Origin of the sequence: Halomonas sp. ATBC28, from assembly GCF_005937175.1 — a bacterium.
In the GTDB taxonomy this organism is placed as follows: Bacteria; Pseudomonadota; Gammaproteobacteria; order Pseudomonadales; family Halomonadaceae; genus Vreelandella; species Vreelandella titanicae.
Map to the genome: position 1 here is coordinate 74,490 of NZ_VCQL01000001.1, position 16,988 is coordinate 91,477.

18 protein-coding genes are annotated in these 16,988 nt (G+C 55.0%); 9 read left to right on the plus strand and 9 right to left on the minus strand.

Annotated features, from left to right (window positions below; translation table 11 throughout):
• Positions 1-8: 8 nt before the first annotated feature.
• A complete protein-coding gene (locus E0L35_RS00345; protein ID WP_053857174.1) occupies positions 9-1,511 on the minus strand; it encodes a PLP-dependent aminotransferase family protein in 1,503 nt (500 codons plus the stop codon).
• Between the two features lie 269 nt (positions 1,512-1,780).
• Between E0L35_RS00345 and E0L35_RS00350 the strand changes: the two genes are divergently transcribed.
• The 4 genes from E0L35_RS00350 to E0L35_RS00365 all read left to right on the plus strand — a co-directional run bounded on the left by E0L35_RS00350 (position 1,781) and on the right by E0L35_RS00365 (position 4,793).
• On the plus strand, positions 1,781-2,638 hold the full coding sequence (locus E0L35_RS00350; protein ID WP_022521642.1) for a transporter substrate-binding domain-containing protein: 858 nt from the start codon (positions 1,781-1,783) through the stop codon (positions 2,636-2,638).
• Positions 2,639-2,703: 65 nt separating this feature from the next.
• Positions 2,704-3,345, plus strand: coding sequence for an amino acid ABC transporter permease (locus E0L35_RS00355; protein ID WP_022521643.1), 642 nt, complete (start codon positions 2,704-2,706; stop codon positions 3,343-3,345).
• 22 nt (positions 3,346-3,367) lie between these two features.
• Positions 3,368-4,033: an amino acid ABC transporter permease gene (locus E0L35_RS00360; RefSeq protein ID WP_022521644.1), complete on the plus strand. Its 666-nt coding sequence runs from the start codon at positions 3,368-3,370 to the stop codon at positions 4,031-4,033.
• On the plus strand, positions 4,026-4,793 hold the full coding sequence (locus tag E0L35_RS00365) for an amino acid ABC transporter ATP-binding protein (RefSeq protein ID WP_022521645.1): 768 nt from the start codon (positions 4,026-4,028) through the stop codon (positions 4,791-4,793). The genes E0L35_RS00360 and E0L35_RS00365 overlap by 8 nt, the downstream gene beginning before the upstream one ends.
• Positions 4,794-4,822: 29 nt before the next feature.
• On the opposite strand, the gene E0L35_RS00370 is transcribed toward E0L35_RS00365, so the two are convergent.
• The 6 genes from E0L35_RS00370 to E0L35_RS00395 all read right to left on the minus strand — a co-directional run bounded on the left by E0L35_RS00370 (position 4,823) and on the right by E0L35_RS00395 (position 11,473).
• Positions 4,823-5,584, minus strand: a complete 762-nt coding sequence (locus E0L35_RS00370; protein ID WP_022521646.1) for a M15 family metallopeptidase — start codon at positions 5,582-5,584, stop codon at positions 4,823-4,825.
• 49 nt (positions 5,585-5,633) lie between these two features.
• Entirely contained in the window at positions 5,634-6,908 is a 1,275-nt protein-coding gene (locus tag E0L35_RS00375) for a TRAP transporter large permease (protein WP_022521647.1), read from the minus strand.
• The gene (locus tag E0L35_RS00380) at positions 6,905-7,420 is read right to left on the minus strand and encodes a TRAP transporter small permease (RefSeq protein ID WP_022521648.1); all 516 of its coding nucleotides are present in this window, start codon (positions 7,418-7,420) and stop codon (positions 6,905-6,907) included. Before E0L35_RS00380 ends, E0L35_RS00375 begins: the two co-directional genes overlap by 4 nt.
• Before the next feature lie 113 nt (positions 7,421-7,533).
• Entirely contained in the window at positions 7,534-8,568 is a 1,035-nt protein-coding gene (gene dctP / locus E0L35_RS00385) for a TRAP transporter substrate-binding protein DctP (RefSeq protein ID WP_009285955.1), read from the minus strand.
• 126 nt (positions 8,569-8,694) lie between these two features.
• Positions 8,695-9,621, minus strand: a complete 927-nt coding sequence (locus E0L35_RS00390; RefSeq protein ID WP_022521649.1) for a LysR family transcriptional regulator — start codon at positions 9,619-9,621, stop codon at positions 8,695-8,697.
• Between the two features lie 178 nt (positions 9,622-9,799).
• Positions 9,800-11,473 carry an isovaleryl-CoA dehydrogenase gene (locus E0L35_RS00395; RefSeq protein WP_022521650.1) on the minus strand — a complete coding sequence of 558 codons (1,674 nt, stop codon included), beginning with the start codon at positions 11,471-11,473 and terminating at the stop codon, positions 9,800-9,802.
• A 243-nt stretch (positions 11,474-11,716) separates the two neighbouring features.
• Here E0L35_RS00395 and E0L35_RS00400 point away from each other — a divergent pair, with 243 nt between their 5' ends.
• The 3 genes from E0L35_RS00400 (at position 11,717) to E0L35_RS00410 (ending at position 13,059) form a co-directional block, all read left to right on the plus strand.
• On the plus strand, positions 11,717-12,010 hold the full coding sequence (locus tag E0L35_RS00400; RefSeq protein WP_027957100.1) for a hypothetical protein: 294 nt from the start codon (positions 11,717-11,719) through the stop codon (positions 12,008-12,010).
• Between the two features lie 21 nt (positions 12,011-12,031).
• Positions 12,032-12,328: a YciI family protein gene (locus E0L35_RS00405; protein ID WP_022521652.1), complete on the plus strand. Its 297-nt coding sequence runs from the start codon at positions 12,032-12,034 to the stop codon at positions 12,326-12,328.
• Positions 12,329-12,531: 203 nt separating this feature from the next.
• Entirely contained in the window at positions 12,532-13,059 is a 528-nt protein-coding gene (locus tag E0L35_RS00410) for an HPP family protein (RefSeq protein ID WP_022521653.1), read from the plus strand.
• 2 nt (positions 13,060-13,061) lie between these two features.
• On the opposite strand, the gene E0L35_RS00415 is transcribed toward E0L35_RS00410, so the two are convergent.
• Positions 13,062-13,634, minus strand: a complete 573-nt coding sequence (locus E0L35_RS00415; protein ID WP_009285951.1) for a gamma-glutamylcyclotransferase — start codon at positions 13,632-13,634, stop codon at positions 13,062-13,064.
• Positions 13,635-13,764: 130 nt separating this feature from the next.
• On the opposite strand from E0L35_RS00415, the gene E0L35_RS00420 reads away from it, so the two are divergent.
• Entirely contained in the window at positions 13,765-14,619 is an 855-nt protein-coding gene (locus E0L35_RS00420; protein WP_022521654.1) for a CbiX/SirB N-terminal domain-containing protein, read from the plus strand.
• Between the two features lie 114 nt (positions 14,620-14,733).
• Positions 14,734-16,323, plus strand: a complete 1,590-nt coding sequence (locus E0L35_RS00425; protein WP_138799274.1) for an ABC-F family ATPase — start codon at positions 14,734-14,736, stop codon at positions 16,321-16,323.
• 46 nt (positions 16,324-16,369) lie between these two features.
• On the opposite strand, the gene E0L35_RS00430 is transcribed toward E0L35_RS00425, so the two are convergent.
• The gene (locus tag E0L35_RS00430; protein WP_138799275.1) at positions 16,370-16,966 is read right to left on the minus strand and encodes a cell division protein ZipA C-terminal FtsZ-binding domain-containing protein; all 597 of its coding nucleotides are present in this window, start codon (positions 16,964-16,966) and stop codon (positions 16,370-16,372) included.
• Positions 16,967-16,988: the final 22 nt, after the last annotated feature.

Here is a 16,988-nt window from a genome sequence, read left to right on the forward strand (position 1 = left end):
ATGGTGGGTTAAGTGCCCGTTGTTAAAGTATTCAGGGCGTTATCGTAGGCGAAACCCAGGCGCTGTATGCCTGGGTCGATACGCTCCCTCTCGATGGCGCCAAACCCTAGCCGGAAAAAGCGCCGCGTCGGGGCGGCATCGAAGAAGTGCTGGAAGCCGGGTTCAATCAACACACCCCGCTGGGCGGCATGCCAGGCTAGCCGCTGAGTATCGATGCCCGCATCCGCTTCCATCCAGAAGGCGCTGGAGCGACTGCTGCTGTGGCTGAGGCAGCCGGGCAATGCCTGATCGATGGCAATCCGCATGGCGTCCCGGCGCCGGTCGATCTCCTCCACATGAAGCTTGAGATAGCGCTCGTAATAGCCTTGCGAGATAAACTGCGCCAACTGGTGCTGTAACGCTGCGGGTGGATGGCGGTACATCATGCGCCGCAGCGCTCGCAGCTCGTCGATCACCTCAGCATCGGCCACTACGTAGCCCATGCGCAGCCCGGGCGAGAGTGCTTTGGATAAGCTGCCCATGTAGATAATTCGTGCGCTCTGGGCACTGGCTTTGAGCGCTGGCAGCGCGAACTGGTCGCCATGAATCTCGGCGTCGTAGTCATCCTCAATCACGATTTGGTCGCGATGGGGTAGCTGGGCCAGCAAAGTCTCGCGTCGCTCGCGGCTCATGGTGACGCCCGTGGGCACCTGATGACTGGGCATGACGTACAGATAGTCACACTGCTGAGACCCCTCAAGACGCATGCCTTCCGTATCCACGGTTTGCAACTGCAGACTGGCTCCGCGCTGAGCAAACACATTCATTGCCTCGCGGTAACCGGGAGATTCTAGCGCCACGCGAGTGCCCCGATGGCAGAGCAACTGGGCAATCAAATAGAGTGCATTTTGCGTTCCCATGGTGATCAGAATTTCTTCTGAGCGAGCAAAAATTCCCCGGCGCGGCAAAATACGTTTGCGCAATTGCTCAATCAGAAACGGGTCGTCCTGGTCAATACGGTCGCGCAGCCAGGGTTTATCGCGTTGCGAACTCAATAAGCGCCGAGAAACATCTCGCCACTGGGCTAACGGAAAAAGTCGCGTATCTAACTGGCCGTAAATAAACGGGTAGGCATATTCCGACCAATTGCCGGGCTTGAGGATTCCTTGGTAGTTAGTAGGGCGCTGAGCAATGCGTTTGTGCCAGTTTGGTGCGCTTATTGCGCCGTTATTGGTTTCGGTTAACGCTGTTAGTGATGAACTAAGCGTTGATTGAGGGTCGCTATAATCAGGGTGTAAATAGTAGCCGCTACGAGGGCGACTTATTAAATAGCCATCCTCGACCAGCTTTTCGTAAACAATCGCCACCGTATTACGCGAAATACCCAGCTGTTGTGAAAGCTTGCGGCAAGAGGGCAGCGCGTCCTCGCTGGGTAAACTGCCCATACGAATCGCTTCCAGCAGCGTTTTGCGTAGTTGTTCTTGCAGGCAGGCGCCAGTGTTAGGGTCGACCTCAAGACACAGTGATGTCATGCACATCTCCTCTTCAAAACCCTGGCCATCTAGCCCATTCACTCAAGCATCTCTCCTTAAACAAAGCATCTTTCGTGCCAGCTCTGTTGTTGGCAGCGGCTATCGGTAACTGTCCTTTTAATTTGCGCTAACTGGCTCTAATCGCAGAGAGGATAAAAATCTAGGGTGAAGTCAGCTTCTGCAAACAGTGGGCGAGCGATGTTTTGACTGCTTTTTCTAAAACGTATTTTTTAAAAGCGTATTTTTGAAAACCTAGGGGATATCAGACGATGAAAAAAATAGCTGCCTTAGCCTCCGCAATAAGCATCGGCGCGCTTGCTTTAAGTGCGTCACTGACCGTTTCCGCTGCGGATTTAGATGAAATAGAGAGCCGTGGCTATATGAGCGTGGCCACCGAAGATAACTACGCGCCGTTCAACTTTATGAGTGGCAGCGACCCCGATGGCTTTATCAAAGATATATTGATTGAACTGGAGGAGTACTCTGGCTTCGAGATCCGCCAGGATATTTTGCCTTGGACGGGGCTTTTGGCCTCGGTTTCATCGGGCCAATACGACATGGCACTTACCGGCGCGTCGGTGACCGACGAACGCCTGCGGGTATTTAACTACGCGCCGCCGTTTGCATCGGCACAGCACTTTTACATCAAGCGGGCAGGTGATGAGCGTATCAACAGCATTGAAGACTTAAGCGGTATGACGCTGGGTGTTCAGGCGGGCAGTGCCCTGCTATCGCGCCTACCAGAGTTGGAGGTCATGCTGGAAGAGAGCGGTGGCGAGCTGGGCGACGTGATGGAGTATGAGGCCTATCCAGAAATCTACGCTGACCTGGCCAACGGTCGTGTCGATTACGTGATTAACTCTATCGTGCCGGTTAATGATCTGATCCGTGAGCGTTCTGACGTATTTGAAGCTGGTCAAGCCGTCTCCGGTCCAGGCTTCGTGGCCTGGCCGATGCCTAAAGACAGCCCACAACTACTGACCTATATCACCGACTTTATGAGCCACCTGCGTGATTCTGGCCGCCTGGCCGAGCTGCAGGAAAAGTGGTTTGGCGAGTCCTTTGATGACCTGCCGACAACCCCTATCACCTCAGTGGAAGAGTTCCACGAAATGGCCGGTATGTAAGCCATCACATTCGCCTGCCGCCCAGCCTGGGCGGCGGTTTTCTTATCGCGAATTAGGGGGTGAGCATGGACAGCAGCGCATGGGGGCTTCTCATCCAGGGCGCCTGGACAACGCTTTGGATATCCGGCATCTCCATTGCCATCGGTGTGGTAATGGGGCTTTTGATTGCATTGCTTAGGGTGGCCAAAATTCCCGTTTTGCATCAATTGCTAGGCGTCTACATTAGCTTGGCGCGGGCAACGCCGCTGGTGACGCTGGTGCTGTTTATCTTCTTAACCGCGCCGACCATGGGCGTTAACCTCAACCGCAATGTGGCCGGTATTATCGCGTTAACCCTCAATACCACTGCTTTTAACGCTGAAATCTGGCGCTCTGCCTTTAACAACTTCTCCAAAGAGCAGCGTGAAGCGGCCCTGGCCATCGGTATGACACCGTGGGTCTATTTCCGCCGTATTATGCTGCCACAAATCACCATTACCAGCCTGCCGGGCTTGGTGAATGAAATGTCATTTCTGATTAAAGGCAGCCCCGCTATTGCGGTCATCGGCGTCGTCGACCTGACCCGTGTGACCAACCGTATTTCGGCGGTGACCTACGACCCACTGCCACCCATTTTAGCGGCTGCGGCGCTGTATATGCTGATTATCAGTCTGTTGGTGTGGTTTCAACGTGTGGCTGAGCGTAAAGCCAGCCGGCTGGCCGTTTAAGGTGGTCGTTTAGGGAGTCTCTATGAGCAACTGGGAAATTCTTTGGTCATCTTACGATGTGTTTTTAAGTGGTTTTTATAACACCTTAAAGCTATTTGGTTTATCCGCTGTCTTGGCTTTTTTAATGGGCAGCGCCATGGTGTTTTTATTGGAGGGTTCCCGCCCACGGTTAAAGGTTCCGCTGCGGATTTTTATCGATGGCATGCGTATGCTGCCATTTTTGATCCTGGCCTACCTGCTGTATTACGGCTTACCTAGTGCAGGCATCCGCATGAGTGCCTGGACGGCCGGGATTATCGCCCTGGTGATCTACCATGGCGCATACTTCGCGGAGATTCTGCGCGGCTGCCGCGCTACCTTCGCCCAAGGGCAGGTAGAGGCAGCAATCGCCCAAGGGTTCTCGCAGCCCCAAATGTTTATGCGCATTATCTTGCCGCAGCTGATTTTGAAAACCCGCGGCTTATTGGGTAATCAGTTGATTATCCTACTCAAAGACACCGCCTTTCTGGTGATCATCACCGTGCGCGAACTCACCGCGGCGGCGAGCAGCCTGTCGAGCACCTACTTCATTCCCATGGAAGCGTTCATCGTGGTGATCGGCTTCTACTGGCTGATCAGTATTGGTTTAGAACTATTTATCAAAATGATTGGCCGTTTTGGCGCCAAGCGAGGATTCGAAAATGCCTGAGACCGCTGCTGTTAGTATTCGTAACCTTTCCAAAAGCTTCGATGGCACCGAAGTGCTGCGGGATGTATCGCTGGAAGTTCAGCCCGGCGAAGTGGTGAGTATTTTGGGCTCATCGGGTTCGGGTAAATCTACCCTGCTACGCTGCATTAACTGGCTTGAGCAACCCGACCGGGGCGACATCCGTATTGCTGGTGATCGCATTGGCGTGAGTGACACTGGAAAACACATGTCGCGCCGTGAGCTGGCAGGCATGCGCGCGCGCTTGGGCATGGTGTTCCAAGGCTTTAACCTCTGGCCTCATTTAAGCGTGCTGCGCAATGTCACCGAGGCGCCTATTCATGTTCAGGGGCTAAGCAAAACCGAGGCTGACGCGCGGGCCATGGCGCTGCTCGAAAAAGTCGGCATGGCCGACAAGCGTGAACAATATCCCTACACACTCTCTGGTGGTCAGAAACAGCGGGTAGCGATTGCGCGGGCACTCGCCATGCAGCCTAAGGTGATGCTGTTCGATGAGCCCACTTCAGCCCTCGACCCCGAGCTGGTGGGGGAAGTGCTTGGGGTGATCAAAGACCTCTCCAAAGAAGGCTACACCATGGTACTGGTGACCCACGAAATGGAGTTTGCCCGGGCAGTCTCCGATCAAGTGGTCTTTCTCGACAAAGGCATCATCATTGAAAAATCCCACCCCAGCGAGTTCTTTGAGAACCCTAAAACCGACCGAGTACGGCGCTTTCTGGAACTTGAAGCGCCTGCGGTGTGAGCACACTGAATCTGGCGCTGGCTAGATCATTACCCCAACTGCCTGCGCCAGCGGTTCTCTATGGTATCCAGCTCTGCCGGGCCGTACTGTGCATGATCATGCGGCCCGTAGTAGGCCCATAATTGATCGCCATAATCGAAGTGCCACCACTCGCTGGGCAGGTTGGTGAAGCCTTGCTGCTGCAGAGTGTGATAGAGCAGGCGGCGGTTATCCCGCGCCTTATGTTGCTGCGGGGTAAGCATTTCCAGCTTTTCGAAATAGTCGCTATGGGAGGCGGGAAGCGCCTCGTCAAACAGGGTGCCCATATCCAGTGGCAGGCCATCGGCATCGCAAAGCGTGACATCGACGGCGCCGCCGGTGAGGTGCGGGCTGGGGGCTAAAGGGTCGCGACTGGGTACCGATACGAACTCTCTTGTACGCTCCAATAGCTCCGCTTCGCTGAGGTCTGGATGGTGGTGGTGGATGGCTTCATGCAGGGTATCAAACAAGTACTGCTGCACCCGCCATGGCCGCCAGCCATCCAGTACGATCAACCCGATGCCCTCGGGTAAGCTACGTGCCGCAGCGAGTAGCGCCCGATAAACCCCCTCACGAACGAAACACTCCGGCACCGCACCCGGAATACCCAGCCGAGCATAGGCGGGGAACACGCTGACCGGTGCCGGGGCGAGGCTCATCGGTACCAAGCGCTCGCCGTTATCTTCAATAGGCGCGCGGCGCAGCTGTTCCCAGCAGGGAGCTGAATGGCTGGGTATAGGCGGCAAGGCCTTCAATAGTGTGCTCAAAGGCATTATGTTATCCAAGCAGAGTGTTATCCAAGCTGGTTATTAAAACTAGTTGTCAAAACTGAGTAGGCAGCCATAGCGTCAGCGATGGAAAAAGGATTAATAGAATAAGCACCGCAATCGCCGTCAGCACAAAGGGCCAAATGGTTCTAAATAGCGACACTATCTCAAGCCGACTAACCGCGGCGGCCACGAACACACAGGCGCCCAGCGGTGGCGTGATCAATGCAATGGTAATGTTCAGTGTGATGATGACGCCCAGATGAATGGGGTCTATACCCGCCATCATAGCCACCGGCGCAAAGATCGGCGTCAGTAGCATCAATGCCGACACCTCCTCCATAAACATGCCCGTGATGAAGGTGATTGCACTAAGCAGTAATAAAATAACCACGCTATTGTCCACGTAGGGTGATAGCAGGGATACAAACTGCGCAGGTACTTGCGCATAGGAGAGCAGCCAGCTAATCGTCGCCGAGGCCGCCATGATGAGAAAAATCGCCGAGGTTAAGCGTGCCGTATCAAGGATGGCTTGCCAGCACTCTTTAAAGCGTAACCCTCCCAGCACAAAGCCACATAAGGCCACATACAGCGCTGTCAACGCGCCCGATTCTGTAGGCGTCACAAAGCCCAGCACGATGCCAGCAACAATAATAAAGGGAGCGATAAGCGCGGGCAGAGCGGCCGCGAAGGCTATGCCAAGTTGGCCGATTGAGGGCAACTGGCCACTTTTGGGTAATCGGTGGCGCCAGGCATACCAGGCGTTCATGCCCATAAAGGCAACCCCCAGCAGCAGACCTGGTACTACGCCCGCCAGAAATAGATCGCCTACTGAGGTGTTGGTCAGTGAGGCGTAGAGGATCATAAAGATACTGGGTGGAATAATCGGGCCGATCAGCGAGCTACCGGCGGTCAACCCAGCGGCAAAAGCCCTTGAGTAGCCCTCCTTCTCCATGGCAGGTACTAACAGCGACCCCAGTGCCGAGGTATCCGCCACCGCTGAGCCATTGACGCCTGCGAAGAAAACGCTCGACACCACGTTGACGTGGCCCATACCGCCCCGCAAGTGCCCCACTATCAGGCGGGCGAACCCCATCAGGCGCTCGGTTAAGCCGCTGACGTTCATCAGGTTGCCAGCGAAGATGAATAACGGAATAGCCATCAAGGAGAACACATTGATACCGCCAAAGAATTGCTGGGGCAGCATACGTGGAATCATCGAGGGGTCGACAAACAGAAAGCCTACTATCGCCGTGGTCAGTAGCGCGATGAACAGAGGAAGCCCAAGCAAAACGTGGCCGAGGAAAACCACCAGCATCGTCACAATCATAAGGAGTCCTCAACGGTTGTGGATGGAGAGTCCTCAACGGTTTTAAGTGGCGCGGGGCCATAGAGAAGCGCATGCCAAGCCAGTAATAAAAAGCCAACGGGTAGCGAGAGGAGGGGCACCGTGCGGCTAATGCCAAGCCCTGAGGTGGTAAACATGCTGACCGAGAGTGCATAGCGATAGCTGACCCAGGCACCCCCCGCTGCAATCAGCAGGGTGAGCAGCCACTGGTACACGTTCAGCAAACGCGCGAGAGGGGGTGGCAGTAGCTTCTCCAACAGACCAACGCGCATGTGACCCCCTTCCGACCAGACGGTGCCAGCCGCGAGCATCACGGTGGCGATAATCAAAAATCGCGATATCTCATCTGTCCAAATAGGGGCACCACCGGCGATGTAGCGGGCAAACACCCCATACAATATGGCCGCAACATTGAGGCATAGCAGCGCGCCCGCCAGGGTTAGGGACACCGGGCGGCTGATCGCCAGTAGACGGGATCGAAGCGTATTAAACATGGCAGCCTTCCAGGAAGCACAGAAACGTTAAGCACTAGAACATTCAGTACTGGGATATTAAGTACTGGAAATTAGGGGGCCGGTAAGGTACCAGCCCCTGTTGTTAACAGCCGTTAGTCGAGCAGTTCGCTCATGCCTGCATCTTCCAGGGCCATATCGATCCAGCGTTGCTCGATATCACGTTCTTCGAGCCACTCAAGATAGGCGGGCTGGCCAATGTCGCGGAAAGCGGTGAGCTCCTCTTCAGAAGGGCGAATCACTTCCATACCTTGCTCTTCCAGGTAGGCGATACGTGCCTCAACCTGTTCCTCGTTGTGCTCACGGGCATTGTGATTAGCTTCGGAGACGGCCTCCATAAAGGTGCTGCGAAGCTCATCGTCCCAACCTGCGATCATGTCGCTATTGCCCACCAGGAACTGATCGGAGTATTGGATATTGGCTAGGGTCAGGTAGTCCTGCACTTCGTAGAGGCTGCCCAGGATGATATACATCGGCGGGTTCATCTGGCCGTCGGCCACTCCTGTACGCAGTCCCATGTAGGTCTCTGTCCAGGGAATGGGAGTACCGGAGGCACCGAAGGATTCATAGAGGGCTACCTGGCTGGGATCCATGGCCCGGAAACGCAGCCCTTCGAAGTCGTCCGGGTGGCTGATAGGCCGTTCATTGTTGGTGAATGCCAGGAAGCCCCCCTCTTCGACGACCGCCAGCATATCGATACCGGCACGCTCCTGCAGAGCATTGCTGACTTCCTGCCAATACTCTCCTTCATCGAAGAAGCTACGCGCCGCCGCAAAGTCGTCGAACAGAAACGGAATAGCGCTGACGAAGATCTCATCAACGAGAGGAGAGACGCCTGCAAATGACGCCACGTTGAGCATGGGCGTATTCATGGTTTGTTCCATGCGCTCCTCTTCATCACCCAGCATGCTATTCGGGTAGAGCTCAAGCTGTATCTCACCGTCAGTTTTTTCGTCTACCAACGTTTTAAGGTTCTCTGCAAAGACGTGGACAGCATTCTTTTCGGGATCTGGGGCACCGTTGTAACTCAGATTAATGGTGGTGGCTGCAAGAGTGTTTCCTGCCATCATGGCAGAGCCAATCAGGCAAGCCGAGATGAGTCGTTTGGGTGAAAAGTGCTGAGTAAACATCGTAAGTCTCCTGGTTTATTGTCGTGAGCTATGAGGCGCTAAGGGCGCGTTATTGGATTTATAAGGAGTGCTTACTAGAAGACTATGTATTGAGGTGTTGACTATGCAATACCTAAACTGTGGCTTTTATTGCAACAGTCGTGGTGCATCGGCGGAGAAAAAGCGCATGCCTTTGTGCAAATGATCGATGCAAGTGATTGAGGCGACCGGGAGTTCCTGCCCTTTCAGGCTAACAATTTGTGCCCGCGTACCGTTCATCACCGGGTACTGCATGGGTAGTGTGAAGATCTCACCGCGCTCAATCTCATCCGCTACGGTGAGTTCGGGCATAAACGTAACGCCGATGCCTGAGCGGACGAAATTCTTTAACACCGAAACAGAGTTGGTGTGCAGGCGTGCTTCAAGATGAATGCGCTCCTGGTGGGCCACCATATTGACCATTTGCCGCATACCAAAAGGATTGTCCATTAACGCCAGGGGCCACCCCGTTAAGTCATGCAGGGTTACCGGGCGGTTAAGATCACTTAGTGGGTGATTGGGGGGCACAATCACATCGAGCGGCTGGCGCGTTTCCACGTGGCAGAAAAGTTGCGGGTCTACCGGCGGTGCATAAAGTAGCGCTATATCCACTTCACGATCTTTGAGTAACGACATCGCTTCGTTGACACCCGCCATGCGAATTTCGACATTGATACCGGAAAACGCTGACATAAAAGTGCCTAACGGTGCGGCGATCAGGTCAGCGATAAACCCTTCTCCCACGGCAATACGAACTTCCCCTTTCGTTAGGCTTTGAAGTGCCATTAGCTGGGAGAGCACCGCTTCTTCTGAAGCCCGCTGGGCATGAAAATGGTGCACCAGTAGCTGGCCCGCTGCGGTTGCGCGCATCCCTCTTCCGTGCCGCTCGCATAGCTGGGTATCCAACTCTTCTTCTAGTGCTTTTAGTTGGCGGCTAACGGCAGAAGCATCGACATTCAGGTGGGCCGCGGCGCGCCTGAGCGAGCCGCGGCGAATCACTTCATTGAGGTAGGTTAATGCACGCTGGTTAAGCATAAAACACGCCTGTAGTGGAGTGTTTTATATCTTACCCGCTATCACATTATTGCTGGCTCTTAATGTAAATAGTTTTTTAATGTGATTAGTTTTACGCGATCGGTTTTAGCCTGGAAGACGGCCATAGTCGTGAACGCTTATTCCACGGGGCTTATTCCAAGGACTCACTCCAAGGGTGTTATTCCACGGGCCGGGCACGCTGGATGATTGCCGCGCAATCCAGCCCGGTGGGTAGCGTGCCTGTATTGAGGCCACTGCGGTCGGCAAGCCGACCAGCGCAGAATGCATCGGCCACATAAGCGGGGGCGTGCTGAACCAGCAGGGCGCCCTGTAACGCTAGGGCCATGCCGTCCGCCAGTTGGCGGGCGCGGAACTGGAGCGTTTGAGTATCCTGCATCTGCCGCTGTAATTGGTGGATAAAACGGTCAAGATGCCCATTGGCGCCCTGTGAAAGGCCGAGTTCGGCGAAGTAGGCGTCGAGTACTTCGGGCTGTTTTTCAATCGCGCGCAGGATATCCAAGCACTGCACATTTCCGCTGCCTTCCCAAATGGCGTTGATGGGCGACTCGCGAAACAGGCGCGCCATTATGTGGGTCTCCATGACGCCGCTTCCACCAATCACCTCCATTGCCTCGTATGCGTGGTGGGGCGTGCGTTTACATATCCAGTACTTGCCCACAGGGGTGGCGATTCGCGAAAGCAGGCGCTCATGCTCGTTGTCCTGATGATCCATGGCGCGGGCCATACGCAGCATTAAGGTGGTGGCGGCTTCGCTCTCAATAGCCAAGTCAGCGAGCACATTTTGCATCAGCGGCTGCTCGCTGAGCCGCTTCCCAAAGGCATGCCGATGAGAGGCGTGATGAATCGCCTGGGCGGTGGCTTGGCGCATTCCGGCAGCTGAACCAATCATGCAGTCGTAGCGGGTCATGGCGACCATCTCAATAATGGTGCGCACGCCGCGGCCTTCATCGCCCACCATCCAGGCAAAGGCGCCCCGCAGCTCGGTCTCGCTGGAAGCATTCGATACATTGCCCATTTTACGTTTTAGCTGCTGTATATGAAGCGGGTTCTTACTGCCGTCGGGCCGCCAGCGTGGCAGCAAGAAACAGCTCAAGCCGCCGGGCGCCTGGGCGAGTACCAGAAATGCATCGCACATTGGCGCCGAGACAAACCACTTATGCCCCACCAGCTCAAAAGCTTCTCCCGGCCCGCTTTGATCAATCGGGTAGGCGCGGGTGGTGTTCAAACGCACATCGGAGCCGCCCTGCTTTTCGGTCATTGCCATGCCCAGAGTGAGGCCCTGTTTCTCGAAATAGGGGACGTTGCGCGGATCGTAATGTGGGGCGGTGATTTTATCGCCCCAGCTCTCAAGCAGGCTGGGTTGATGGCGCAGTGCGGGGAGGGCTGCAAAGGTCATGGTAATCGGGCAGCCATGGCCCGCTTCTACCTGGGCCTGTAAAAAGTAGTTGGCGGCCCGATAAACATGCGCACCGGGCCGAGGGGTTCGCCAGGGGCTAGCATGCAAGCCGTGCTCTATCGCCGTTTGCATAAGCTGATGATAGGCGGGATGAAACTCGATCAAATCGACCCGATGGCCTTGCCTGTCGTGGGTCACTAACTGGGGGGAGTAACGGTTGGCCTCAACCCCCAAGGCAATCGCCTCAGCAGAGCCCGCCCACTGGCCAAACGTCTTGAGTGGGGCATCGTCGTCAGACCCGCTTTCACGGTTAACGCCTTCCTGAAGAACGCGATCAGCTGTGTAGCTATTGTAGCTTTCCAGCGGTGGCGGCTGGTTTTCTACCTGGTGAGTGCTAGCTTGGAGTTGATCGGCCAGGGGGTAATGATGGTTCATGGCAGGCACCTAGCGCGTAACGACGATAAGGGTGATTGTTTAAACGAACGTTTTACGGCTCATATATTTTGGAGCGTTTATGAGAGCATAGTTGCTGGACGGAGTAGTTGCTGGACGGAAAAGTCGCTAAAAACGGAGGGCGAAGAGGGGAGGGATGGATCCTGCTTTGCTCAGTCAGCGAATTTAACCGACAATGCCGCTTATCCTTCTCAGTCACGGGTACTATCGATGCAAGCAAACGCGATGCAGACAAACGGCTTTTTTGACGAAATTGGCGAAACTATCGGTGAAGCCATCCGCGTGGTGGTGGAGTTTCTGCTGGGCATTTTCACCAACTTCTTCGGTGCGTTCGGCGATTTCATCGATGGCTTGACGCGTTCGCTGGGAATCAGTGATTCCTTTTTCAGCATTGCTGTCTTAGTGATTGGGCTGCTGATTCTGTGGGGCGGTTTGCGCGCTTTTCTGCGAGGCTCGATAATCGGCGGTATTGTACGTACCGTATTGGGGCTGTTTATTCTTTCGTGGTTGATGATGTAGACACACTGAGAGGAGGAGTAGATGAAGCAGTTTGCGTTGATCGCCTATGATTACACCGATGAGGGGGCCTTAAACCGCCGTCTGGCTTGTCGCGAGCTGCACCTGGAAGGACTGCGTAATCTCTATCGGTCGGGTAATTTCGTAAGTGGTGGGGTAGTGCTGAACGATGAAGGTAAAATGATCGGTTCAAATGCACATTTCAGATTTGCTACTCGAGAAGATTTAGAGGCTTGGCTGGCGCAAGAGCCTTATATGACTGAGCGTGTCTGGGAGCAGGTCGATATACGCGAAGTTAAGCTGTTTGATCCCTCTATATAGTATGACGAACGAGCTCGGGTATTGTTTATAAAAAATGTCATAAAATAATGCCCCCGTTTCTCTCCTTGGTTAACACTCCATACACTGATGATGAGCAATCGCGTTGCCCTTGAGTCAGTTTCATCAGGGGCATGATAGATTGTCATTTGCTTATTTGGTGCATTTTGGCATCATTTGCACTCATTTTGTGCAAAGCGAGTGTAATGAAAACTTATCTTGGCAAGATGCGGGGGCAGCCAGTCAAGCGTGCCCGGGTAGGCTGGCAGGATGCTTTTTGGTCATGGGTCGGGGCCTTTACCGGTATGGCGGTCATTTGCTGGTTAAGCTCGGCGTGGCTGTCACAACAACTGCTCATCGTAGGCTCCTTCGGCGCAACCTCGGTGCTCATCTACGCAGCACCTGAAAGCCCTTTTGCCCAGCCCAGCCATGTACTCTTTGGCAGCGTGCTCTCCGCGGGTATTGGCGTTGCTTGCTACCAACTGCTGGGAGCGACCCCCCTCTCAATGGCTCTGGCCGTATCACTGTCGGTGCTGGGTATGCAGCTAACCCATACGGTTCACCCACCAGGAGCCGCGGCGGCTCTGATTGCGGTAGGCGGGGGTGCCAGCGTTCATCAACTGGGGTGGTGGTATCCTCTTTTGCCAATCGGAGCGGGCAGTATAGTGATGCTGGTAATCGCCATATTGGTCAATAACCTTGCCCGTCACCGCCGTTATCCGCGCTACTGGTAATGTTAAAATTGGCTCAGCTGTTGTTCCAGAGCAAAGATATGGGCATCTTTGGCGCCTAGTTCCCGCAGCGCCACGGCGAGGTTGACCAAGTAGTCGCGGTTGGGGCCGCTGGGCCCATGGGCGTTGGCAATTTGCTGGGCGATCTCATCAAGCGGCGCGTCGCCCAAAAAGGCCGGATTGTCATCGCTGGCCAGATAAATAAGCCCTTCGCTCTGTTCGGTTCCGTTGCCTTTCTCGTCCATAAACGTCAGCGGTACTTTTTCCCGCAAATAGCCGTTCTTCTCCCGCACATCCAACGGCGCGAGCACTTCCGGGGCAATGCGGTAGGCCATGCCGTGGCAAATCGAATCTTTGGCGCGGATCAGCGTTGCCACCCGCCCAGGCGCTTCAGGCGTGCCGCGGTGATCATGGGAGCCCTGCCAAAATCGCCGCTCCCAGCCGTGTATATACGCCGGGCGGCGCTCCAGGTAGGCAAAGTCAGCCTTCCAAATCAGTGAGCCGTAGCCGAATAGCCATATCGCCGCATGGCCTTCGAAGAAGTTTCTTTGCTGGTTAAGTGCAGTGGTATCAAGCATCGGTATCAGGCAGCGTTTTTAAGGCACATTTTTCAAGTAACATGGGGGCCAACGACGGTGTAAAACCACCATCTTAACATGTCACGGTTGATCACCCACACGATTGCCAAGACCACGACTGGAGGCAGCCATGCGCGCGATTTTTCTGGTGGATAACGGCTCGCTACGAGCGCAGGCAACGCTGAATTTACGCCGCGTGGCGGCTTCGCTTAGCGGGCTTGTAGGCGAAACCGTGCAGGCGGCCTCGTTGCTGCACTCCAATAAGATTCCTGCGGATGAGGTGGGAGGTATTCCCGCCACTACCCTTGGCCCCGCCGCTGAACGCTGTGCCGAACAGGGGGCAACGGAGATTATCGTGCTACCGTTCTTTTTTGGCCCCAGCAAAGCGCTGACGGGTTATCTGCCCGAGCGCATGGCCACGCTGCAGGAGCGCTTTCCCCACGTTAAGGTGCGGGTAGCCCAGCCCTTAGTGGATGAGTTCGGCGATAACGACCTGCGTTTAGCCCATCTGCTGGCCGATAACGTGCGCGACAAGCTTCGCCCAGGTACTAAACCGCATGTGGCGCTGGTGGATCACGGCAGCCCGATTCCTGAGGTTACCGCCGTACGCAACCGCCTGGCGGGGCAGCTTAGCGTGCTGCTAGCCGATGACGTAGCGTGTGTTGCCGCTGCCTCCATGGAGCGGCGCGAGGGCGATGAGTACCGCTTTAATGAGCCACTGCTGGAAAACTTGCTGGCGCTACCCGAGTTTAAGATAGGCTCGGTGATCCTGGCGATGCTGTTTCTTTCGCCGGGGCGCCACGCCGGGGAGGGCGGCGATATTGCCGAGATTTGTGCAGCGGCTGAACAGCAGTATCCAGGGCTTTCCGTTACCACGACGAAGCTGGTGGGGGAGCATCAAGGGATCGTTGATATATTGCACTCGCGGCTGCGCCAAGCGCTTGATGATGAACGCTTTCTACTCGATATCCCGGCAATCGCCTGACGCCACTAGGGTTTGATGGGTGAATACACGCCTAATAGCGCGTAGAATCGCGAGGCTTTCTATTCGTTGTAAGCTGTCGTCGTTACTGACAATGCGCTAACCAGGGCTCCTTTTGTGATCGCTACCGCCAATATCACCATGCAGTTTGGGGCCAAGCCCCTGTTTGAAAATGTCTCCGTTAAATTCAATAACGGCAACCGTTACGGCCTGATTGGCGCGAACGGCTGCGGCAAATCCACCTTTATGAAAATTCTCGGTGGCGATTTGGAGCCCACTTCCGGCCAGGTGATGCTGGATAGCAGTACACGGCTGGGTAAGCTGCGTCAGGATCAGTTTGCGTTTGAAAACGAGCGGGTGATCGATACCGTCATCATGGGCAATGTAGAGCTCTGGTCGGTCGCCGCTGAGCGTGAACGCATTTACTCCCTGGCAGAGATGAGCGAAGAGGACGGCATGGCCGTCGCTGACCTGGAAGTGCGCTTCGCCGAGCTGGACGGCTACACCGCCGAGCCCCGCGCAGGCGAACTGCTGCTAGGTCTGGGAATTCCCATTGAGCAACACACGGGCCCGATGAGCGAAGTTTCTCCCGGCTGGAAGCTGCGCGTGCTGCTCGCCCAGGCGCTATTCGCTGACCCGGATGTACTGTTGCTGGATGAGCCGACCAACCACCTGGATATCAACACCATCCGCTGGCTGGAAGATATTCTTAAAGCGCGCAGCAGCACCATGATCATCATCTCCCACGACCGCCACTTCCTGAACAGCGTTTGTACCCATATGGCAGATCTGGATTACGGTGAAATCACCCTGTTCCCGGGTAACTACGATGATTACATGACCGCCGCCACCGCCGTTCGCGAGCGTCAGCACTCGGATAACGCCAAGAAAAAGGCCCAGATTGCCGAGCTGCAGCAGTTCGTGAGCCGCTTCTCCGCTAACGCCTCGAAAGCTAAGCAGGCTACGTCTAGAGCGCGTCAAATCGATAAAATCAAACTGGAAGATATCAAGCCTTCCAGCCGTGTAAGCCCCTTTATCCGCTTTGATCAGGCGAAGAAAATCCACCGTAATGCCGTCAACGTGGACGGCATTACCAAGAGCTATGAGGGCGACAAGCCGCTGTTCGAGCGTCTTTCCATGACCGTGGAAGCCGGTGAGCGCATTGCTATTATCGGCCCCAACGGCATCGGCAAAACCACGCTGCTGAAAACCCTGGTGGGCGAGTTACACCCGGACGCGGGCGAAGTGAAGTGGACCGAAGCCGCTGAAGTGGGGGTTTTTGCTCAGGATCACAGCGACGACTTTGCCGTCGATGCCACGTTGTTTGAGTGGATGTCAGCATGGACTCAAGGTGGCGAGCAGGTGGTTCGCGGTGCTCTGGGGCGGATGCTGTTTTCCAGCGACGATATTGGAAAATCGGTGAAGGTCATTTCCGGTGGCGAGCAGGGGCGCATGCTGTTTGGTAAGTTAATCCTTACTCAGCCCAACGTAATGCTGATGGATGAGCCGACTAACCACCTGGATATGGAGTCTATCGAGGCGTTGAACCTGGCCCTGGAGAACTACCCCGGCACGCTGATGTTTGTGAGCCACGACCGTGAGTTCGTCTCGTCACTGGCCACGCGCATTATTGATATGCAGCCGGAAGGCATTGTCGATTTCAGCGGCAGCTACGATGACTACCTGCGCAGCCAAGGAGTCGTGTGACGCTGTTTTTTTTAGCATGGTTCTTTGTAAGAATAGCTCTGTAAATCTATTCGCCGATAATTTGCTCAAAGGTGCTGTCGGTGGCGAGTTCGCGCTCGTCATTGAGCATTTTGCCGCTAAACACCGTCTGCATCTCTTTGGCGAGTTCTACGTAGACATGCATTTGTTGATTACGTCGCTTACGTAGCGGTGGTTTCACTAATAAGCTAATACCCTTGATGGGCTCATGGGTTTCCCCGCGCAGCAGGTCAGGCATTTCCCCCGGTGGAAAGGCGTTGGCGATAGTGACTGGGTTGGAAGGCTGTTGGCCGTCGATTAAAAATATCTTCTTAAGCGCGTCGTAGTGAGCGTCTTTCTCCCGCAGCCACTGGGTAAGGCGCTCGTCTGAATCTTCACTGGGTTGATCAAAGATTATAAAAAGCGAATGCTGCTTAACTTTTTTAGTTTGCTTTGAGGGTGCAGGGGGGTCAGGTTCTTGAGCTTTTTCAGAGTTGTCTGCTTGTACCGGACGAGGCGCAGCGGCTTTCGCTGCGCGCCGTCGGCGGCGCCAGGGCACAATGACATATATAAATATCGCTGTTGCCATTGCGCCTAATACCAGCGATGCGAAGGCGAGTACTATTATAGTAGTGGTGCGATCCATACTCTCAGAATCCTTTTTTTAA